Annotated in this window: 17 protein-coding genes; all 17 read right to left on the bottom strand. The window is 62.3% G+C overall.

All coding sequences use genetic code 11. From position 1 onward, the window contains the following. Positions 1 to 2 precede the first annotated feature (2 nt). Complete coding sequence (locus HCZ23_RS17865) at positions 3 to 2,159, bottom strand: hydantoinase/oxoprolinase family protein (RefSeq protein WP_167603111.1); 2,157 nt, start codon at positions 2,157 to 2,159, stop codon at positions 3 to 5. 115 nt (positions 2,160 to 2,274) lie between these two features. Then, positions 2,275 to 2,673 (bottom strand): acetone carboxylase subunit gamma, encoded by a 399-nt coding sequence (locus tag HCZ23_RS17860; protein WP_175580923.1) that lies wholly within the window; start codon positions 2,671 to 2,673, stop codon positions 2,275 to 2,277. 5 nt (positions 2,674 to 2,678) lie between these two features. Then, on the bottom strand, positions 2,679 to 4,613 hold the full coding sequence (locus HCZ23_RS17855) for a hydantoinase/oxoprolinase family protein (protein ID WP_167603110.1): 1,935 nt from the start codon (positions 4,611 to 4,613) through the stop codon (positions 2,679 to 2,681). A gap of 447 nt (positions 4,614 to 5,060) precedes the next feature. Beyond that, positions 5,061 to 5,537 carry a PaaI family thioesterase gene (locus HCZ23_RS17850; RefSeq protein ID WP_167603109.1) on the bottom strand — a complete coding sequence of 159 codons (477 nt, stop codon included), beginning with the start codon at positions 5,535 to 5,537 and terminating at the stop codon, positions 5,061 to 5,063. 84 nt (positions 5,538 to 5,621) lie between these two features. After that, complete coding sequence (locus HCZ23_RS17845; RefSeq protein ID WP_167603108.1) at positions 5,622 to 6,797, bottom strand: acetyl-CoA C-acyltransferase family protein; 1,176 nt, start codon at positions 6,795 to 6,797, stop codon at positions 5,622 to 5,624. Positions 6,798 to 6,881: 84 nt separating this feature from the next. After that, the gene (locus HCZ23_RS17840) at positions 6,882 to 8,522 is read right to left on the bottom strand and encodes an acyl-CoA synthetase (RefSeq protein ID WP_167603107.1); all 1,641 of its coding nucleotides are present in this window, start codon (positions 8,520 to 8,522) and stop codon (positions 6,882 to 6,884) included. 59 nt (positions 8,523 to 8,581) lie between these two features. Then, positions 8,582 to 10,837: a 3-hydroxyacyl-CoA dehydrogenase/enoyl-CoA hydratase family protein gene (locus tag HCZ23_RS17835; protein WP_167603106.1), complete on the bottom strand. Its 2,256-nt coding sequence runs from the start codon at positions 10,835 to 10,837 to the stop codon at positions 8,582 to 8,584. Positions 10,838 to 10,894: 57 nt separating this feature from the next. Then, positions 10,895 to 12,682, bottom strand: coding sequence for an acyl-CoA dehydrogenase (locus tag HCZ23_RS17830; protein WP_167603105.1), 1,788 nt, complete (start codon positions 12,680 to 12,682; stop codon positions 10,895 to 10,897). Positions 12,683 to 12,700: 18 nt separating this feature from the next. After that, on the bottom strand, positions 12,701 to 13,621 hold the full coding sequence (locus tag HCZ23_RS17825; protein ID WP_167603104.1) for an electron transfer flavoprotein subunit alpha/FixB family protein: 921 nt from the start codon (positions 13,619 to 13,621) through the stop codon (positions 12,701 to 12,703). Next, the gene (locus HCZ23_RS17820; RefSeq protein ID WP_167600858.1) at positions 13,621 to 14,373 is read right to left on the bottom strand and encodes an electron transfer flavoprotein subunit beta/FixA family protein; all 753 of its coding nucleotides are present in this window, start codon (positions 14,371 to 14,373) and stop codon (positions 13,621 to 13,623) included. Before HCZ23_RS17820 ends, HCZ23_RS17825 begins: the two co-directional genes overlap by 1 nt. Positions 14,374 to 14,396: 23 nt before the next feature. Next, complete coding sequence (locus tag HCZ23_RS17815) at positions 14,397 to 15,281, bottom strand: 3-hydroxybutyryl-CoA dehydrogenase (RefSeq protein WP_167603103.1); 885 nt, start codon at positions 15,279 to 15,281, stop codon at positions 14,397 to 14,399. 10 nt (positions 15,282 to 15,291) lie between these two features. After that, positions 15,292 to 16,215 (bottom strand): branched-chain amino acid ABC transporter permease, encoded by a 924-nt coding sequence (locus HCZ23_RS17810; RefSeq protein ID WP_167603102.1) that lies wholly within the window; start codon positions 16,213 to 16,215, stop codon positions 15,292 to 15,294. Positions 16,216 to 16,227: 12 nt separating this feature from the next. Further along, positions 16,228 to 17,118 carry a branched-chain amino acid ABC transporter permease gene (locus HCZ23_RS17805; protein WP_217703256.1) on the bottom strand — a complete coding sequence of 297 codons (891 nt, stop codon included), beginning with the start codon at positions 17,116 to 17,118 and terminating at the stop codon, positions 16,228 to 16,230. A gap of 57 nt (positions 17,119 to 17,175) precedes the next feature. Next, positions 17,176 to 18,381, bottom strand: a complete 1,206-nt coding sequence (locus HCZ23_RS17800) for an ABC transporter substrate-binding protein (RefSeq protein WP_167603101.1) — start codon at positions 18,379 to 18,381, stop codon at positions 17,176 to 17,178. 20 nt (positions 18,382 to 18,401) lie between these two features. Further along, positions 18,402 to 19,157, bottom strand: coding sequence for an ABC transporter ATP-binding protein (locus tag HCZ23_RS17795; protein ID WP_167603100.1), 756 nt, complete (start codon positions 19,155 to 19,157; stop codon positions 18,402 to 18,404). Continuing rightward, positions 19,154 to 19,909 carry an ABC transporter ATP-binding protein gene (locus tag HCZ23_RS17790; RefSeq protein WP_167603099.1) on the bottom strand — a complete coding sequence of 252 codons (756 nt, stop codon included), beginning with the start codon at positions 19,907 to 19,909 and terminating at the stop codon, positions 19,154 to 19,156. The genes HCZ23_RS17795 and HCZ23_RS17790 overlap by 4 nt, the downstream gene beginning before the upstream one ends. Further along, positions 19,909 to 21,549: an acyl-CoA synthetase gene (locus tag HCZ23_RS17785; RefSeq protein ID WP_167603098.1), complete on the bottom strand. Its 1,641-nt coding sequence runs from the start codon at positions 21,547 to 21,549 to the stop codon at positions 19,909 to 19,911. The genes HCZ23_RS17790 and HCZ23_RS17785 overlap by 1 nt, the downstream gene beginning before the upstream one ends. Between the last annotated feature and the right edge of the window lie 36 nt (positions 21,550 to 21,585).

The following is a 21,585-nucleotide window of genomic DNA, read 5'->3' as shown; positions in this document are numbered from 1 at the left end:
CGTTAGTGCGTGATGGCGGGGGTCTCGTTGCGCAGGAACCAGGTGGCACCCTGTTTCGCGGCAACAAGCGTCCAGCCGGGATTGACGAGGAAGGTCGTGACCTCGGAGGCGACAATAGCCGGCCCCTCGATCTCGACACCGGGGTCGAGGTCCTTGCGGGCCCAGACAGGGGTCTCGACCGGCCCGTCCTGACCGACGAAGTGACAGGTGCGGGTCTCTTCCGGTGCTGGCGGTGCCAGGCGCGCGGCTTTTTCGACCGGCTTGATGTCCTGGAACTTCACCGTCTCGTGCTTGGCATAGGTGGCGACGCGGATGGTGTTGATCCGAATGCCCGCCTCGGGCGCCTGCGAGCCTTCGCCAAAGCGCTTGCCGTAGTCGGTCGAGAATTGCGAGATCATCGCCAGAACATCGGCCGGACCGCGCAGCTCATGCTGCGGAATGACCGCCGTGGTCTGCACCAACTGGTTGCCATAGCGCATGTCCAGTTCGAGATCGTGATAGATGTCCTCGGCGGCGACACCCTGACGCAAAAGGTCCTGACGGCCCTTTTCCTTGAGCTCCGCGACGATGCCGTTGAACCGGGTATAGTCGTCGAAGATATGTCGGGTGTTGCTGTCGTAGAGCACCAGATAGAGCGATTGCTCGTGGATGTGGAGTTGGTGCATGTTGCCCGCGCCGACGGCCGAGAACACCGAGCTGAGCGGCGGCGCCAGGATCTTGTCGATCGACAGGTTCTGGGCGATGCCGCAGCAATGCAGCGGACCGTTGCCGCCATAGGCCAGCATGGTGAAATCCTTGGGATCATACCCGCGCGCCCGCAGTTCGGTGAACAACCCGTTGGCCATGTTGTCATCGACCTTTTCACGGATCAGCTTGGCCGCTTCGATCACCTCGCAATCGAGCTCGTCGCAAATCGTGTCCTCAATGACGGCCTTGGCCCGGCGCGGGTTGAGCGGAATGGACCCGCCAGCGTAGTTTTCTGCATCGAGATACCCGAGCAGAAGATCGGCATCGGTGACGGTGGCTTTCATGCCGCCACGGTCGTAACAGGCCGGTCCCGGATCGGAGCCCGCACTTTCCGGCCCGCATTGCACGGTTTTGTACATCCGGTCATAGGAGGCGACAGAGCCGCCCCCCGCGCCCAGCGTCACCAGGTGCACCATCGGCACGGAGACCAGCCAACGGTCGATCACCGGGTTGAAATCATAGTGTTTGATCCCCCCCTCGACGACGATACCGATGTCGTAAGAGGTGCCGCCCATGTCGGTCGCCACGACATTGCCAAGCTCGGTCTGAAGCGACAGATGCTCGGAGGCGCCGATCCCGGAGACCGGGCCGGAGTGGATCGTCTGCAAGGCGTCGGTCGAGTTGAGCTGTGCCATGCCGCCGGAGTTGTGGATCACCAGCATCGGCTTTTCATAGCTGTGCGTCCGCAGGTTCTGTTCAAGCTGCGAGAGCGCGTGATACATGGTCGAGTGCAGGTAGCCGTCGACGATGGCCGAGGTCGAGCGGACATATTCGCCTTTCCGGCCCGCCACCTGATGCGACAGGATCACCGGGATCGCGCCCAAAAGATGCGAGGGGTATTCCTCAAGCAGGATCTCTTCGATGCGCTGTTCGTGGACCGGGTTCACCACCGCGTTGACCAGCGCGACGACGATGATCTGGGCCCCGCGGTCAACCAACTCACGCAGTTGGTGACGCACATCGGCCTCGTCCAGCCCCATCACTTCCCGGCCTTGGAAATCGAGGCGCTCGCGCACCCCGCGGATCATATGGGCCTCGACCAGCGGTGCCGGACGTTCGGCGTTGGGCATGTCTTGCTGACCCAGATTGTCGAGCCCCTCGCCATAGCCGCGCGCGCGGCTGAGCGGCACGGTGGCCTCGTAGCCGGCGGTGACCAACATGCCGATTTTCGGCCCCTTGTGTTCGATCAGCGCATTGGTGCCGAGCGTGGTGGCGTAGCGGACACTGTCCACCTCGGTCAGGACCTGTTCAAGATCGACGTCCAGCTCGCTACAGGCCTTGCCGAGCGCTTCGTTGAAGCCCATGGCGAGGTTGTGGTGCGTGGTGAGCGCCTTGGTCTCGATATACTGATTGCCCCAAACGACGAAACAGTCGGTAAAGGTCCCACCGATATCAACGGATACACGTTTCATTCTCTCTCCCTATCGTGCCCGGGATGCCGTCCTCCTTGACGGCCGTCCCGGCACTTCCTCTTGAGATGTCGGATAGTCCGCCCGGAGCTTTGCTGCGGGCGACAGATGATCTGGCTTAGTGGCTGTGCGCCCGGCTCGGGACCACGACAGGTCCGGCGTCCGGCAGCATCTCCGGACCGCGCGCGGCCCATTGGGCTTTCAGCGCGGCCACATCGACCTGCATGTCCCACAGCGGCGGGTGACCCGGGATCGCGTATTCTGTCTCGACCTGCGTGCCGCAGCTCGGGCAGCAGAATTCGAGGATACGCACCCAGTCCGGGTCCGGGCTAAAGGTGAAGCGGTACTTGTCCGGGTCGATCACCGGCGGGTGGATGTCCCGCGGGTCGCGGTTGTGCACCAACAGACCTTCCTTGTAATTGCCCTCCGCCGGCGCGATCACATGATCGCAAACACGGCATTCCCATTTTTCCGTTTCAAGGTCGATCCGCAGATACTCAGTCATAGGAATTTTCATCGGCCTTACTCCTCCCGATCCAGAATGACATCACCGGCGTCTGAGACGGTGAAGGTCCAACCCGCAGGAATGCGGGCAGTGAAATAATCCTCTTCGAGGATCGCCGGCCCGGCGGCGAAATCGCCCGGCTGCATCACGTTCAGGCGATAGACCGGCAAGTCGATCCGCCCCTGCTCCGGCACCAACACCGTGCGCGTGCCATCGGCCTTGGCCGCGGCTTTGCGTGTCACCGCGACCTGTTTGGCCTCGGACTTGCGCAGCGATTTGACGGCGGAGAGTTCCAACTCGACGGCATCTGCCCCGGCCATCTCCGCCGGGAACTCCTCGGAGCCGTTCAGGTCGTGCACCGTTTCCGTATCGCCGGATTGTGCCACCAGACGCGCCGTGACCGTGTAACTGCCTTGCTCGAACCCTTCGGCGAACATGTCGCGGGCGGCTTTCTGTTCGAGGCTGTCGAGCGTGGTCTTGAGGGCTTCGCTGGTGTGTTCGGCCAGATCGACCGCATAGTTTTGCGAGACGTTGCACGCGCCGATGCCATAGGCCGAGAAGACCGCCGCCATCGCCGGGATGGCGACCCGCTTGATCCCGGCCTTTTCGGCCACGCCACAGGCATTGAGCGGACCCGCGCCGCCGAAGGCCATCAGCACGGTGTCCTCGGAAATGGTCGTAAACCGGTGCAACTCAGCCGCGATCTTGGCCTCGAACGCATCCGACATCGCCTGAATGGCGGCGTCGAGATCGAGCCCCAGAGGCGTGCCGACATTCGCCATCACGGCCGCTTCGGCCCGTGCCGCATCGAGGCCCATGCCGCCGCCGAAATACGATCCCGGATCGAGCAACCCCGACAGCAGGCTGGCGTCGGTGATCGTCGCCTCTTTGCCACCACGACCGAAACAGGCCGGTCCCGGCAGGGCGCCAACACTTTCCGGACCGATCGCAATCGCACCGTCCTTCGCCTTGAACACAGAACTGCCCCCTGCCCCGGCGCTGGAAATCTCGCACAGCGGGAAGGACACGGAGATCCCTTCGACATGGCCGCGCCGAATCTCGGCGACTCTGCCATCCGTGCATTGGCCGATGTCCGTGGTGGTGCCACCGACGTCAACCGAGACCGCATCGCGGAACCCGTACATGCCGGCAAACACCCGCATGCCTTCCATGCCGCCGCGCGGACCGGAGGAATAGGTCTTGATCGCCACGGTCTTGGCCACCCGCGAGGCATCGCCATCGTTGCGGAAGATCAACAGCGGGTTCTTGGTGCGATAGTCGCGCAACCGGTTTTCCGCCTGGAACAGAAACGCCTCCATCGAGGTGTGCAGAAAAGCGTTGATCAACGCGGACCAGGCCCGGCGTTCGGGCGCGCGGTCCACCGTCAGATCGGAGGCGTAGAGCACCGGAACGGCGCCCAGAAGATGGCGCGGATATTTGCGCAGTACGACCTTCTTGACCTTGTCCTCATTGGCGTGGAATCCGGTGCCACCGAACGACACGACCAGACGGTTCGCGCCTTTGGCCGTGAGCTCGTTGATCGTCTTCACAATCTCGACTTCGGCTTCCGAGGTTTCGAGAATGGCGGTGTCGATATAGGCGACACGGTCCCCGACCAAAGCGTCGTAGACCTCCGGGTCATGCGCCCGAAGCGCCTCGGCCAGATCCGTCGCCGTGCTGTCAAGAATGAGACCCAGTTTCGGCCCCTTGCGTTCGCAAATCGCGTTGGTGCCCTGTGTCGTCGAATAGCGGATCAGTTCCACCTCTTCGAGCAGGCGTTTGACATCTTCAGCCCCGTAAAGGGTCTCGGATGCCTTTTGCAGACCTTCGAAAAAACATTTCGACAGATCGTAGGGCGTGGTCAGAACCTTGGTTTTTTTCACGCCCTCGTCGGACATGATGCAAACATCGGTCAGCGTCCCGCCGTTATCGATATTGATCTGAAATGCCATTGTGCATTTCTCCTCCCGTTTTTGATGCCTGGGGCAAACCGGCCCCTGCGGGCGCAGGATTTGCGCCCGGCGGATCATGGCGGGTCGACGCTCTCCTCTGTCGCCAAACCGCTGAAATACGCCTGCCAACAGGTGAAGCAGAAACACTTCCGAACCCGGAGCCTGTGCGGGGGAAAGGGGGTTTTGTTTTGAAATATAAAGGTTTTTTATTTTCCTGGCCGGATTGGCATCGCGTCAGGCGAGGCGCCCATGTCCATAATTCGGACGTTCGCGTCCGCAGTAAGCTGGCTGGTCGGGGGGCCTGAACGGGGGCCTGAGCGGGGTCTAGTCGCATTAGGCACCGAAAGGACCGACGGTTTTCTGGCGGTCACACCCCGGGTGCGCCGCCTTTGCCGTTTTATCTGTGTGTCATGATCGACTGGCGCGCGGCGCGCGGCCACCCGCGTGTCAGAAGTCCAAAATCAGACAGGTGGTCGTGCCGAAGGCGACGACCCGGTTCTGCGCGTCAAACAGTTTTGCTTCCGCGGTGGCCGTGCGGCGTCCGGCGGTCAGGATTTTGCCCTCGCAGAGGTAGCGCTCGCCGACTTTTGGCGCGCGCGTCAGGTTGGTTTTGACCTCCATCGTGGTGTATCCGGTGCCCGCCGGGAGCATCGAATGCACCGCGCAACCCAAGGCCGTATCGAGCACCGTCATCGCCCAACCGCCATGCACGCCGCCCATCGGATTGACGAAATTCTCGGGCGGGCTGGCTTCCCAAAGTGCGCGGCCCTCTTCGATCTCCAACATCCATTCGTTGGCGACGCCGCAAACCTGCGGCGCGGGCAGGTCCCCCGCGATAACGCGTTTGAACAGCTCGACCCCGGACAGGGTTCTGAGCGCGTCAATCGGGATGGGCGCCAGACGGCTGGTGTCGATGGTGTGCATGAAATTATCCTCTGATTTTGGCCACACCCGCAGATGTGGCGAACGGGGCCCGTCGCGCGCGCCCCGTTTTGTCTCATATCGCCGTCACAGCGCTTCGATGGCCACGGCAATCCCCTGCCCGCCGCCGATGCACATGGTGATCAGCGCGCGTTTCTGGCCGGTGCGTTCCAACTCATAGAGCGCCTTGATGAACAGGATCGTGCCAGAGGCCCCGATCGGGTGACCGAGGGCAATCGCGCCGCCGTTCGGGTTCACCTTGGCCGGGTCCATGCCCAGTGTGTTGCTCACGGCCAGCGCCTGCGCGGCAAAGGCTTCGTTCGACTCGATCACATCGAAATCGGCGAGCGACAGCCCGGTGCGGGACAAAAGCCCTTCGACCGCGGGGATCGGGCCGGTGCCCATCACCTCGGGGCGGACCCCTGCAACGTGATATCCGAGGATGCGGGCGCGCGGTTTCAGCCCCGCTTTGGTCGCGGCATCTGCCGTCGCCAAAACGACCGCCGCCGCCCCGTCGTTGAGGCCGGAGGCATTGCCTGCCGTCACTGAGCCGTCTTTTTGGAAGGCCGGGCGCAGTTTGGCGAGGTTCTCGAGCGTGCTGGCCTTGGGGTGTTCATCGGTCTCAAAGGCCACCATGTCCCGTTTGACGCGGACCTCGACGGGCACGATCTGGGATTTGAAATGCCCGGCCTCGATGGCCTTGAGGGCGCGTTCCTGACTTAGCTGCGCAAAGGCGTCCTGCGCCTCGCGGGTGATGCCGTATTCCGAGGCGACATTCTCCGCCGTGATCCCCATGTGACCGGTGCCGAACGGACAGGACAGCGCGCCGAGCATCATATCGGTCGCGCCGGTGTCGCCCATCTTCTGCCCCCAACGCAGGGCGGGCAGGATATAGGGCGCGCGGCTCATGTTTTCGCTGCCGCCTGCGAGCGCGAAAGAGGCGTCGCCCAACATCAGCGATTGCGTCGCCGAGACGATGGCCTGAAGCCCGGAGCCGCAGAGCCGGTTGACGTTCATGGCGGAGGCCTTGTTCGGCACACCCGCGCCGACAGACGCCGCCCGGCTGACGTACATGTCGCGTGGCTCAGTGTTGATGACATGGCCAAAGACCACGGTTTCGATCTGGCCGCCCTCGACGCCGGAGCGTGCCAGCGCCTCTTTCGCGACGATGGTTCCCATCTCGATCGGCGTCGTGCCCGCAAGCGATCCGCCAAAGGTTCCGATCGCTGTCCGTGCCCCGTCCAGCACCACAATATCTGTCATTGTCTTCTCCTTTGATTGCGCCTGTTGCGCAGGTCTGGGGCGGGCCATCTCCGGCCCGCTCGTCTCATATCCGCCGACACTCCGTCAGCCTTGCAAGTCCAGTGCCCGCGCCTGTTCACGCAGCATGAATTTCTGCACCTTGCCTGTCGAGGTTTTTGGCAGCGGACCGAAGATCACCGTTTTCGGGGCTTTGAAATGCGCCATGTACTGGCGGCAATAGGCGATCACCTCCGCCTCCGTGACCGTGGCTCCGGCCTTGAGCGTGACAAAGGCACAGGGGGTTTCGCCCCATTTCTCGTGCGGCCGCGCGACCACCGCCGCTTCCATGATCTCGGGATGTTTGAACAACACGTCCTCGACCTCGACCGAGCTGATGTTCTCGCCGCCCGAGATGATGATGTCCTTCGAGCGGTCCTTGAGCTGGACATAGCCATCCGGGTGCATCACCCCGATGTCGCCACTGGCGAACCATCCGCCCCGGAACGCCTTTTCTGTTGCGGATGGGTTCTTGAGATAGCCCTTCATGATATTATTGCCGCGCATGAAGATCTCGCCCATGGTCTCCCCGTCCCATGGCACCGGCGCAAGCGTCTCAGGATCCGCCACCATCAACCCTTCGGCGGCCAGGTTGCGCACGCCCTGACGGGCCTTCAGTTCGGCGCGCTCTGAGGTCGAGCGAACGTCCCATTCGTCATGCCACGCACAGATCACGGCGGCGCCATAGGTCTCCGTCAACCCGTAGCCATGGGTCACCTCAAAGCCGAGGGCTTCCATTTTCTCGATGATGATCGCCGGAGGCGGCGCGCCCCCCGTCAGCACCTTGATCCCTGCCTGAAGTCCTTTTTTCAAGTCTTCGGGGGCATGAACCAGCATCGCCAGAACCACACTCGCACCGCAGAAATTTGTGACCTTCTCTGTCTTCATCAATTCGAAAATCGGCTCTTCGCGCACAGCACGCAGGCAGACGGCCGTTCCCGCCGCCGCCGCGATGGTCCAGGGGAAACACCAGCCGTTGCAATGGAACATCGGCAAGGTCCAGAGATAGACCGGCGCATTGCCCATTTCCCACATCACGATGTTCGAGAGCGCGTTGAGATGCGCGCCGCGGTAATGGTAGACCACGCCCTTCGGGTTGCCGGTGGTGCCCGAGGTATAGTTGAGCGAAATCGCATCCCATTCCGATTGCGGCGGCACCCACATGAAATCCGCGTCGCCCTCGGCCAGAACATCGTCATAGCTCAATGTGCCGATCCGCGCGCCGCCTTCGAATTGGGGGTCGAGGATATCGAGCACGAGAATGTCATCGCGGCCTGTCATCTTGACGGCCTGCGCGGCCACCTCCGAGAGCTCCGGGTCCACGATCAACACTTTGGTTTCCGCATGGTTGAGGATAAAGGCCACGGCTTCGGCATCGAGGCGCGTGTTGATCGCGTTCAAAACCGCGCCGGACATCGGCACGGCAAAATGCGCCTCGTACATCTCGGGGATGTTGGTCGCAAAGATGGAAACCGTATCGCCGCGCCCATAGCCGCGTTTCACCAGCGCGCTGGCAAAGCGGCGGCAGCGGTCATAGGTCTCCGCCCAGCTGCGGCGCACATCGCCGTACACCACTGCGGTGCGATCCGGGTAGACATGGGCGGTGCGCGCCATGAAACTTATAGGGGTTATGGGAATGTAATTCGCCTCTGTCTGGCCCAAACCCATATCGTAAATCGTATCGGTCATGTGTTTCCTCCTCCTAAACTATCAATTTGTTCGCATCCGGTCCCCAGCCGGGCGCGATCTTATATGCGGAGCGGTTTCCCGGTCCGGAGCATGTGTTTGATCCGTGCGAGTGTCTCCGGCGTCCGTGCCAATGCGATGAATGCGTCGCATTCGAACTGCGCCAACTCCTGATCCGACATGCCTTCGCCGCCCTTCGCGAAAATCTCGGCAATACGGGACTGAAGCGCGAAGGCATTCGGCGTGATCCGCCCCTCGTCGCGGTCAGTTTCGCGCTCAGACAGAAGTCGGTCCAGAACCACATGCGAGTCGAGACGCAACGTCACGGCCCCAGAGCCCGCGTGCCCCCGCGTCACCGTGTCGAGATGCGCTATCGCCGCTGCGAAGACATCGCCCGCATACATGACCACTGGCTGCGACGGCTCCAAAAGCCCCAACGCTCCCGCCTCCCGCGCCGATCCCGCAGGCGCCTCCAACGTGGCCGCGTGAAACGCTGTTGTGAGGCGCTCCAACATCTCCGCCTCGCTGGGTGCACTCGCACGGGCACGATCCAAAAGACGCCGACACCCGCCCCAGCCCGGCACCAACCCCACGAGATGTTCGGGGAGGCCGATCCGGGTTTCGGCATGGGCCACGGTGGCGGTGCAATGCATCGCCAATTCGCAGCCGCCGCCAAGCGCGAGCCCACGCATCGCGGCGACACTGGGGGCCGGGGCCTTTTGCAAGGCGTCCAACAGGGTTTGCCCGCGTGCGATAAAGCTTTCGATCGCCTGCCAGCTCCCGGCCTCGATCCAGGTGGCCATCTGCGTGAGATCGGCCCCTGCGGAGAACACCCGCGGATTGTGATTGCCGATGATCAGGCCGCGCGCGGCGCCGTTCAGGCGGCTCACCCCCTCTTCGAGGATGTCGAACACCTTGGGGCCGAGGGCGTGCATCTTGCTCTGGATATCGAGACAGATCAGGTCGTCGCCCAGATCCCACAGGATAGCGCCCTCGTTCTGCGCCAAGGGTGTGCCCGTGGCCTGCACCCTGCTGAGCCGATCTGTCTGCGCGCCGTGGTGTGCCGGTGCTGCGAGGGTGTCAAAGGGCACCTCCTCCGACATTTCTGCCCGAAGGTTTGCCCGCGTGTCCTCGCGCAAACCCTGCCAAAGCGCCACCGGTCCGGCCCGCCAGGCATAGCCAAGCTCCATGCCGAGATCGGCCTCCCTCAGCGACGGCGCGATGTCCGCGGCATGGGTCAGCGCATAGCCGACCACCTGTGTGATCACCGCCCGCGCATAGTCACCAAGCGGCGAAGGATCGTTCAGCAAAAGGTCGAGATCGCGCCCCCCGCCGGGCAGGTCCTTTTGCGCAAACCCGCTCACCGGGCGATAGTCTCCGCTGGTCAGATCGAGCGCTTCCATCTCGCCGGTCTCGGATTTGCGGTAGAACCCGGCCCGGCTCTTGCGGCCGAACCGCCCGGCGGCGACCAGATCGGTGATCACCCCCTGCCCCGGCAGATCGAAACTATTGATCGCATCCGTGGCCGGCAGCGTCGACATCAGCGAGCCCCAGATCGGGGCGACCAGATCGATCCCGATGAGGTCGAGCAATCCGAACGCTCCGGTTTTCGGTACGCCAAAGGCCATGTGCACCGCGTCGGCCTCTTCGATGCTGATCCCCTGACGGATCGCCTCGACCACGGCAATCGACAGCCAGGTGCAGCCCAGCCGGTTGGCAATGAACCCCGGCGTGTCGCGGCATTCGATGACGGTTTTGCCAAGCGCCTTGCGGCCGATTTCCGCAGCGCGGTCAAAGGCCCCCGGCGCCTCGGGCCCGATCAGTTCCAAGAGCTCCATCCGGCGCGGCGGGTTAAAGAAATGGCTGATCAGGAACTGGTCCTGAAACGCCTTGGACCGTCCCGCGACAAGGTGCTTGCGCAGGATGGTCGAGGTGTTCGACGACACCAGCGCGCCGGGCTTCATCAACGGCTCGATCCGGGCATAAAGCGCGGTCTTGAGATCGAGATCTTCCAGAATGACCTCGATGATCCAATCGGCCTCGGCCACGCGCTCAAGGTGATCTTCGATGTTGCCGACCCGCACCAGCGCGACCGGGGTGTCCCCCATGAAAGCCTGCCGCGCGATCTGTTGCGCCAGCCCCTGCTCCGCCGGTTGATTGCGGGCCTCGTCGGGGCCTGCCCGGTCCAAAAGGTCGACCGAAATCCCCGCGTTGGCAAATTGCGCGGCGATGCCGCCGCCCATATTGCCCGCGCCAATAACTGCAACCCGGGCACAGCCCAGATCCTCGACCGCCCAGGCCGTCTTGATGGTGTTCATGAGAATTCCAGAATGCTGTGTGATCTGGCACGGGCGAGACCGCCCGCGCCGGGAGGCTCAGACCGCGAGTGCGAAATCCGAAGCTTCGAGCGCCAATGTCGCGCGGTTGCCGCTTTTCGCGATCGCATGCAGCGCGGCGGCGGTCGGGAACACATTGGTGGCATAGAAACGCACCATGTTCAGCTTGGCCTTGGCATGAGGCACACCCCGGTCCTCTGAAATCCGTCTGGCCGCAGCCATCGCGGCATCGCCCATCACCCAGGCACCGAGGCAAACCCCAAACGTTTCGAGAATGTTGACCGCAGCCGACAGCGGCTCGCTGCCATTCTGCGCCACCAGCCAGTCGGTCAGATCGCCGACGATCCCGGCCGCCTCTTCAACCATCGTGGCCAGCGCCGGCCAGTCCGCCTCACCGCCCTGACAGGTTTTCAGCGCCTCGGCGGTCGCTTCCATCTCCGCGACCAGTTCGCGCGCGGCGGTGCCGTTGTCGCGTTTGATCTTGCGCCCGACGAGATCGAGGGCCTGAATGCCGGTTGTGCCCTCGTAGATCGTGGTGATCCGCGCGTCGCGCAGGTGCTGCGCCGCGCCGGTCTCCTCGATATAGCCCATACCGCCATGGATCTGCACCCCGAGAGAGGCGGCGTGTACCGACAGTTCCGTCGACCAGGCTTTCGCCACCGGGATCAAAAGATCCACGCGCCGCTGGTGCAGGCCGCGGGTTTCGTCGTCCTCTGCGCGATGGGCAAAATCCAGCGACCGCGCCGCCAGAAACGCCAGCGCCCGTGCCGCTTCGGTCCGGGCCTTCATCAGGCCGAGCATCCGGCGAATGTCCGGGTGCCCCATGATGGTCGCCTCCGTGCCCTCGGGCGTGCCGCCCTGAACCCGGTCCATCGCATAGCGCACCGCATGTTGCGTGGCGGCTTCGGAAATGCCGACACCTTGCAGGCCCACACCCAGACGCGCGTTGTTCATCATGGTGAACATATACGGAAGCCCCTTGTGGGGCTCGCCCACCAGATAGCCGATGGCCCCGCCTTCATCGCCATAGGACATGGTGCAGGTCGGGCTGGCGTGAATGCCGAGCTTATGCTCGATCGACACACAGCGCAGATCGTTGCGCGCGCCCGGCGCGCCCTCCGCGTCCGGGATGAACTTCGGCACAATGAAAAGCGAGATGCCTTTGACCCCTGCGGGGGCATCGGGCAGGCGTGCGAGCACCAGATGCACGATGTTCTCCGCCATGTCGTGTTCGCCGTAGGTGATGAAAATCTTCTGCCCGCTGATCCGGTAGTGATCGCCCTCGGGCACGGCCTTGGACCGGATCGCCGCCAAATCGGAGCCCGCCTGAGGCTCGGTCAGGTTCATCGTGCCGGTCCATTCGCCGGTCACCAGCTTCGGCAGGTAGAGCGCCTTGAGATCGTCCGAGGCATAGCCGTTGATCGCCTCGATCGCGCCCTGGGTCAAAAGCGGACACAGCTGAAACGCGGTGTTCGCGCCGTTGAACATCTCAAGGATCGCGGCGTTCACCACCTCGGGCAAGCCCATGCCGCCGTGATCCGGGGAGGCCGTGGGGGCGTTCCATCCCATCTCGACCAGCGTCTCATAGGCCGCGCGCCAGCCCTCAGGTGTCGTCACCTCCCCCTTGGCAAAGCCAAGCCCGGCCTGATCGCCCACGCAGTTGAGCGGACCGAGCACGTCGCCCGCGAATTTCCCGGCCTCTTCGAGGATCGCCGACACCATGTCGGGCGTGGCGTCCTCAAGTCCGGGCAAATGTGCAATCTCGTCCAACCCACAAAGTTCTTCGAGAACGAACATCATGTCTTCTGTTGGTGCAACATAAGTCATTGTTTTAAATCCTTTGTGTTACAATTTCGCGGTCAATTCCGGCACAGCATCGAAGAGGTCGGCGACGAGGCCGAAGTCGGCGACCTGGAAGATCGGGGCTTCTTCGTCCTTGTTGATCGCGACGATCACTTTCGAATCCTTCATGCCGGCGAGGTGCTGGATCGCACCCGAGATGCCGCAGGCGATGTAAAGCTCAGGCGCCACGACCTTGCCGGTCTGGCCGACCTGCATGTCGTTGGGCGCATAGCCCGAGTCGACCGCAGCCCGCGACGCGCCGACAGCGGCGCCGAGCTTGTCGGCCAGTGCCTCGATGATCGCAAAGCTCTCCTCGGAGCCCACGCCACGACCACCCGACACGACGATCTTGGCGGAGGTCAGGTCCGGGCGGTCGCTTTCGACCACCTTGTCCTCGACGAAGGCCGACAGGCCGGTGTCGCCCGCGCCCGACACGGATTCGACAGCGGCGGAGCCAGAGGCGCCCGCGGCGTCGAAGGTCGAGGTGCGGAAGGAGATGACCTTCGTCGCGTCCGCGGATTTCACGGTCTGCACCGCGTTGCCCGCATAGACCGGACGTTTGAACGTGTCGGCGTCGACCACCTCGGTCACATCCGAGATCACCATCACGTCCAAAAGGGCCGCCACGCGCGGCAGAACGTTTTTGCCGGTGGTGGTCGCGGGCGCGATGATGTGGGAATAGTCACCCGCCAGAGACACCATCAGATCGGCGAGGTTTTCGGCCAGACCGTTGGCATAGGCCGCATCGTCGGCGACCAGAACCTTGGACACGCCATCGAGTTTTGCGGCCGCGTCGCCCGCGGCAGATGGGCCACAGACCAGCACGGTCACATCGCCCAGTTTGGCACCGGCGGTGGCCGCCTTGGCAGTGGCATCAACAGCGAGCGCACCGCCCGCGACTTCGGCGAGAAGCAGAACAGCCATCAGACCAGACCTCCCTCTTTGAGTTTCGCGACAAGTTCATCGACGGAGCCGACCTTGATCCCGGCTTCGCGGGCGGCGGGCTCTTCGGTGGTGACCACCGTGAGACGCGGGCTCGTGTCGACGCCGTAGTCGGCGGCGGTTTTCTCATCCAGCGGCTTTTTCTTGGCCTTCATGATGTTCGGCAGCGACGCGTAGCGCGGCTCGTTGAGGCGCAGATCGGTCGTCACGATGGCCGGAAGCGGGGTGGAAATGGTCTGAAGACCGCCGTCCACTTCGCGGGTCACCACGGCTTTGCCGTCCGCAATTTCCATCTCGGAGGCAAAGGTCGCCTGACCCCAGCCCAAGAGCGCGGCCAGCATCTGACCCGTCGCGTTCATGTCGTTGTCGATGGCCTGCTTGCCGAGGATCACCAGCTCGGGCGCCTCCTCTTCGACGACCTTGGCGAGGATTTTCGCCACCGCGAGCGGCTCGATATCGACGCCTTGATCCTCTTCGATCAGGATGCCGCGGTCGGCACCCATGGCCAAAGCATTGCGGATCGTGTCGACGGATTTCTTTTCGCCGATGGAGACGATCACCACCTCGGAGGCCACACCGGCCTCCTTGAGACGAATGGCCGCTTCGACGGAAATCTCGTCGAACGGGTTCATCGACATCTTCACATTGGCAAGATCGACCCCCGTGCCGTCGGCCTTCACCTTGACCTTCACGTTGTAGTCAATCACCCGTTTGACAGGTACCAAAACCTTCATGGGTTTCTTCCTTTCTTCAATGGTCAGCGGGTCGGGACGGGGATGCCGTCCGCACCGCGATAATCGTAAAATCCGCGCCCGGTCTTGCGTCCGAGCCAGCCGGCTTCGACATATTTCACCAAGAGGGGACAGGGCCGATATTTGCTGTCGGCGAGTCCGTCATTGAGCACGCCCATGATCGACAGGCAGGTGTCGAGGCCAATAAAATCGGCAAGCTCCAGCGGCCCCATCGGCTGGTTCGCCCCGAGCTTCATCGAGGCATCAATCGAAGAGACATTTCCGACGCCTTCGAACAGCGCGTAGACGGCCTCGTTGATCATCGGCACGAGGATGCGGTTGACGATGAAGGCCGGGTAATCTTCCGAGACGGTGCCGATCTTGCCGAGGCGGTCAACGACCTCTTGCATCGTCGAAAATGTGGGCTGATCGGTCGCGATGCCGCGGATCAGTTCCACGAGTTTCATCACCGGGACAGGGTTCATGAAATGCAGCCCCATAAAGCGTTCGGGCCGGTCGGTCGTCGCCGCCAATCGGGTGATAGACAGCGACGAGGTGTTGGTGGTCAACAGCGTATGATCCGAGAGATGCGGCAAAAGGTTTTCGAAAATCGCAACCTTGACCGCTTCTTTCTCTGTTGCGCTTTCGACGATGAGGTCGCGGGCCCCGAGCGGCTCAATGTGAGAGCCATATGAGAGCCGCCCGAGAGTAGCCGCCCGCTCATCCGCCGTCATCTTTCCCGAGGTGACGTTGCGGTCGAGACGATCCTTGATAAAGCCTTCTGCAACACCGAGGGCGTCGGAGGAGACGTCCTGCAGCATCACGTCATAGCCGGATTGTGCAAAGACCTGGGCAATGCCCCGTCCCATCTGACCTGCGCCGATGACACCTACGGTTTGGATGACGGTCATGATGTTCCTTTCAGAATGATTTGCGAATGAGGGCCTGGATTTCTCCGACCACACCACGGCGGAACAGGAGAACGCAGACGACGAAGATCAGGCCAAGCACCACGGGCACCCAGGACGACAGCGGACCGGAGGCCAGCATGTTCTGAAGCGTGATGATGGTGCCCGCCCCGATGGCCGGACCCGCGATGGTGCCAAGCCCGCCGAGAAGCGTCATGAGCACCACCTCACCCGACATGTGCCAATGGGCATCAGTGAGGGAGGCCAGCTGAAACACCACGGTTTTCGTGGCCCCGGCCAGACCCGCCATGGTGGCGGAGAGGACAAAGGCCAAAAGTTTGTAGCGTTCCACGTCATAGCCAAGCGATCTGGCGCGCGGTTCGTTGTCTCGAATGGCCGAGAGCACCTGACCAAAGGGCGAATGCACGGTGCGGGCGATGATGAAATAGCCCAACACGAAGATGCCCAGGACAAAGTAATACATGGACAGATTGCTCTGGAGATCCACGAGACCGAGGAAACTGCCGCGTGGCACACCCTGAAGCCCGTTTTCACCGCCGCTGAAATCGGCACTGATGAAAAAGAAGTAGACCATCTGGGCCATGGCAAGCGTGATCATCGCGAAATAGATCCCCTGACGCCGAATGGCGAGCAGGCCGATCGCGAGACCCAAGGCACCAGCCGACAGAGCGCCGAGCACGATGCCCAGTTCCGTCGGAACGCCCCAGACCTTGAGCGCGTGTCCGGTGATATAGGCCGCGCCCCCGAAAAAGGCGGCGTGCCCAAAGCTCAGCAATCCGCCGAACCCAAGGATGAGGTTGAAGGCCGAGGCAAAGAGCGCAAAGCACAGCAATTTCATCAGAAAGACGGGATAGAGAACGAAAGGCGCCACCAGCAAAAGCGCGAAGGCGATGAGATAAGCAAGTTTGGTGTTCATCTGTCTGCCCCCTTACGTCGCATTGCCGAACAGGCCCGCCGGGCGCAGGACAAGGACAATGGCCATGACGGCGAAAATCACGGTGGCGGAGGCTTCGGGCCAGAACACCTTGGTCAGACCCTCGATCACACCCATGGACAGGCCGGTGACGATGGACCCCATGATCGAGCCCATGCCGCCAATCACGACAACCGCGAAGACGACGATGATCAGGTTCGAGCCCATCAACGGGCTGACCTGGGTGATCGGCGCAGCAAGCACGCCCGCAAAGGCGGCCAGAGCGACACCGTAGCCATAGGCCAGCGTGGTCAAAAGCGGCACGTTCACCCCGAAGGCCTGCAACAGCTGCGGGTTTTCCGTTCCCGCGCGCAGATAGGCGCCGATCTTGGTTTTCTCAAAGATGTACCAAGTGAGAAGGCACATCACGATGGCGGCCGCAACGACCCACCCGCGATACCACGGCAAGAACATGAACCCGAGGTTCACGCCCCCCGTAAGCTGCGGCGGCGGTGCATAAGGAAGACCCGAGGAGCCAAAGAGTTTGACGAAGGTCCCCTCGATCACAAGGGCCATGCCAAAGGTCAGCAACAGGCCATAAAGATGATCCACCCCGCTCAGGCGGCGCAAAAGAAAGCGTTCGATCAGCATCCCGACGGCCCCGACGATCAGGGGGGCAAGGATGAGAGCGCCCCAATAGCCGATCCCGAAATAGGTGGTCAGCCCGACCGTGGCAAAAGCGCCGAGCATGTAGAGCGCCCCATGGGCGAAGTTCACGATATTCAAAAGGCCAAAAATCACCGCGAGACCGAGCGAGAGCACTGCGTAGAAGGCTCCGTTGATCAAACCGAGAAGCAGTTGGCCAAAGAGGACCTGTGGCGGAAAGCCAAGAAGATCTGTCAGCATGGTCAGGTTTCCTGCATGGTTGATCCCACCGGGCGGACCCGGTGGGACGGTCTCTGGTTACTTGGTCGGACAGGTGCTCTCGGACAGCGGGCCATAGGCCTCTTCTCCGGGAATTGTGCGGACAATTTTCAAAAGGTCCCATTCGCCGTCGGATTCAGACGGTTTCTTGACCTCGGCGAGATACATGTCATGCACCATGCGACCGTCGGTGCGCAGCACGCCGCCCTTGGCGAACATGTCCTCGACCGGCATTTCGCGCATCTTGGCCAGAACCGTGTCGGTGTCGTCCGAGCCGGTCGCCTCGATGGCTTTCAGGTAATGCAGGACAGAGGAATAGGTCCCGGCCTGAATGCCCGTCGGCATCTTGCCGGTCTTTTCAAAGAATTTCTGCGACCAGGCGCGGGTTTCGTCATCCATGTCCCAATAGAAGGACACGGTCATCTGAAGACCCTGGGCCACGTCTTGGCCGATGGATTTGACGTTGGGCATGAACACCAGAAGGCCCGCGATTTTCTGGCCGGCGGCGACAACGCCGAATTCATTGGCGGCCTTGATCGCGTTCACCGTATCGGCGCCTGCGTTGGCCAGACCGATGACTTTCGCGCCAGAGGCCTGCGCCTGGAGGATGAAGGACGAGAAATCTGAGGCCGGGAACGGGTGTTTTGCGGACCCGACGACCGTCCCGCCCGCGGCTTCGACCACCGCGGATACATCACGTTCCAGCGCCTCGCCAAAGGCATAGTCGGCGGTCAGGAAATACCAGCTGTCGCCACCTTCCTGCACCACGGCAGAGCCGGTGCCCACTGCGAGGGCGCGGGTGTTGTAGGTCCAATGCAGGCCGGTCGGGATACAGGCATCGCCCGTCAACGGCGAGGACGCGGAGCCGGAGACCAGCGCGATCTTGTTCTGTTGCTTGGCGACTTCGAAGACCGCCAGCGCCACCGAGGTGGTGACCAGTTCCGCAAAGGCGTCAACTTGATCGGTGTCGCCCCATTCGCGCGCCTTGTTGGCGGCGATGTCGGCTTTGTTCTGGTGATCGGCGGTGACAATCTCGATCGGCGCGCCCGCAACGGTGCCGCCGAATTCCTCGATTGCCATTTGGGCGGCCACGGCCGCGCCTTCGCCGGCAACGTCGGAATAGGTGCCCGACATATCGGTCAGCAGGCCGATCTTGACGACGCCGTCGCTGATCTCTGCCGAGGCTGCGCCGCACATGAGCGATGCCACGGACACACCCGCGATCAGGATTTTCTTAAGGTTCATTAGGTTCCTCCCTTTTATTTTTAAACGCTGAGATACTCTTCAAAGACGTGCGCTTTCTCCTCCAGCTCGTCCTTGAGAATGGTTGCGGCGATGTGACCGTGATCCATGATCAGGTGACGATCCGCCAAAGGGGCCGCAAACCGGAAGTTCTGCTCCACCAGAACCACCGTGTAGCCACGTTTCTTGAGCGTGATTAGGACATCGCCCAAGGTGTCGACGATCACCGGCGCGAGGCCTTCCGTGATTTCGTCGAGCAAAAGAATGTTTGCCCCCGTGCGCAGAATGCGCGCCATGGCGAGCATCTGTTGTTCGCCGCCGGACAACAGCGTGCCCTGGCTCTTGCGGCGTTCCGCAAGGTTGGGGAACATCTCGTAAATCTCCTCGACGGACATGCCCCCGGCGCAGACCTGCGGCGGCAACATGAGGTTTTCCTCGACGTTGAGACTTGCGAAAATACCGCGTTCCTCGGGGCAATACCCCACCCCGAGTTGCGCGATTTTATGCGAGGCCATGCCGACGACCTCTTCGCCCTTGATATGGATCGACCCGGTGCGATGCCCGATCAGCCCCATGATCGCGCGCAGCGTGGTGGTGCGCCCCGAACCGTTGCGGCCCAGAAGCGTCACCAATTCGCCCCGATAGACCGTCATGTCGATGCCATGAAGCGCGTGGCTTTCGCCGTAATAGGCATGCACGTCCGTCAGGCGCAGCTCTTCGATCCGCTCGGAGAGGTGCTGTCCGCCAAGCTCGTGGTTTTCGATAACTGCCGTGCTCATGCCGCTTTCCCCATATAGGCTTCCTTGACGCGCGGATCGGCGGAGACCTCAGTGTAGTTGCCCTCGGTCAGGATCGCGCCACGCTGCAAAACCGTAATCGTGTCGCAGAGCGTCGAGACCACGCCGAGATTGTGCTCGACCATGAGGATCGTGCGCCCGGCGGAGACCTTGCGGATCAGCTCTGTGACCAGCTCCACGTCCTCGCGTCCCATGCCCTGCGTCGGCTCGTCCAAAAGCATCAGCTCCGGTTCCGTCGCCAGCGTGGTCGCGATCTCAAGCGCGCGTTTGCGCCCGTAGGACATGTCCGCCACCATCGCGTCGGAAAAACGCGACAGCCCGACCATGTCCAAAAGCTCGTCGGCGCGGTCATTGAGACGGTTGAGCGTCTTGACCGAGCGCCAGAACTGAAACGAGGTGCCGAGTTTGCGCTGAAGCGCCACGCGCACGTTCTCGCGGGCCGTCATATGCGGGAACACGGCGGAGATCTGGAACGACCGGATCACCCCCATGCGGGCGATTTCGGCGGGTTTGGCGGATGTGATGTCTTTGCCGTTGAACCGGATCACGCCCTCGGTCGGGGTCAGGAATTTGGTCAGAAGGTTGAACACCGTCGTCTTGCCCGCCCCGTTCGGTCCGATCAGGGCGTGGATTTCATGGCGTTTGACGCGCAGGTCGACATGATCGACCGCAGTGAAGCCGCGAAAGCCTTTGGTCAGGCCTTCGGTTTCGAGAATATAGGGAGAGGCGTTCATCACGTTTTCTCCCCCCTGCCCCGGGCCCGGTCGCGCAGAATGAACTTCTGGATCTTGCCGGTCGAGGTTTTGGGCAGGGACCCGAAGATCACCGTCTTGGGCGCTTTGAAATGGGCCATGTTGGCGCGGCAAAAGGCGATGATCTCCTCCGCCGTGGCCTCGGCACCCGGCTTTAGCTCGACAAAGGCACAGGGTGTCTCGCCCCATTTCTCATCCGGTTTGGCGACCACGGCGGTCTCCATCACGGCGGGGTGTTTGTAGAGCACATCCTCCACCTCGATGGACGAGATGTTTTCGCCGCCGGAGATGATGATGTCCTTCGAGCGATCCTTGAGCTCGACATAGCCATCCGAGTGCATCACACCGAGATCGCCCGAGGCGAACCAACCCCCTTTAAAGGATTTCTGCGTGGCGGAGGGGTTCTTGAGATAGCCCTTCATCACGTTGTTGCCGCGCATGAAAATCTCGCCCATCGTCACCCCGTCCGAGGGCACGGGATCGAGCGTCTCGGGATCGGCCACCATGAGGCCACTGAGCGCCACGTTGCGCACGCCCTGACGGGCTTTCTTCACACTCTTGGCATCGGTGTCGAGCGTATCCCAGTCGGATTTCCACGCACAAACCACCGACGGGCCATAGGTTTCCGTCAGCCCGTAGACATGGGTGACCTCGATGCCCATCGCTTCCATCTTGGCGATCACGGCGGCGGGCGGCGAGGCCCCGGCGGTCATCACCTTGACCTCGTGGGAGAAATCCTTGAGCGCATCGGGCGCGTTGGCCAACATGTTCAAAACGATCGGCGCGCCGCAGAAATGGGTCACCTTTTCCTCGCGGATCAGCTCGAAAATCGGCTCGGCCCGGACGGCGCGCAAACAGACGCACACACCTGCGTTGGCCGCAATCGTCCACGGGAAACACCAGCCGTTGCAATGGAACATCGGCAGCGTCCAGAGATAGCGCGAATGATGCGCCATGCCCCAGGTGACAATGTTCGACATCGCATTGAGATGCGCGCCACGGTGATGATAGACCACACCTTTCGGGTTGCCTGTGGTGCCCGAGGTGTAATTGAGCGAAATCGCGTCCCATTCATTTGTCGGCACCGGCCAGACAAACTCCGGATCGCCCTCGGCGACCAGGTCGTCATAGCTCAGCCTCCCGATCCGGCGACCGCCCTCATAGGTCGGGTCCAGAATATCGACCACCAGCACATCGGTCAGCCCGCTCATGTGAATGGCGCGGTCCACGACATCGGCGAACTCGGGATCGACCATGATCACCTTGGCTTCGGCATGGGCCAGGATAAAGGCGATGGCCTCTGCATCGAGCCGTGTGTTGACCGTATTGAGCACAGCCCCGGCCATGGGAACCGCGAAATGCGCTTCGAACATCTCGGGAATATTGGCGGCGATGATCGAGACGGTCTCACCCTTTTGCAGCCCGCGCGCCGTGAGCGCCGAGGCGACGCGGCGCATCCGCTCGTAGGTCTCGCCCCAGGTCCGGCGCAGCGCGCCGTAGATGATCGCGGGATATTCTGGATAGATGTGCGCGGTGCGTTCCGCAAACGATAGCGGGGTCAAGGCCTCATAGTTCGCCGCATTCGCGTCGAGCCCGACGTTGTAGATACTCTCAAATGACATGTTTTCCTCCGATGTCCCTTGTGCACCGCCTCCTCT

Origin of the sequence: Celeribacter sp. HF31, assembly GCF_011806455.1 — a bacterium.
In the GTDB taxonomy this organism is placed as follows: Bacteria; Pseudomonadota; Alphaproteobacteria; order Rhodobacterales; family Rhodobacteraceae; genus Celeribacter.
The sequence above is the reverse complement of the archived record's forward strand: the minus strand, read 5'-3'. Positions and strand labels throughout refer to the sequence as shown.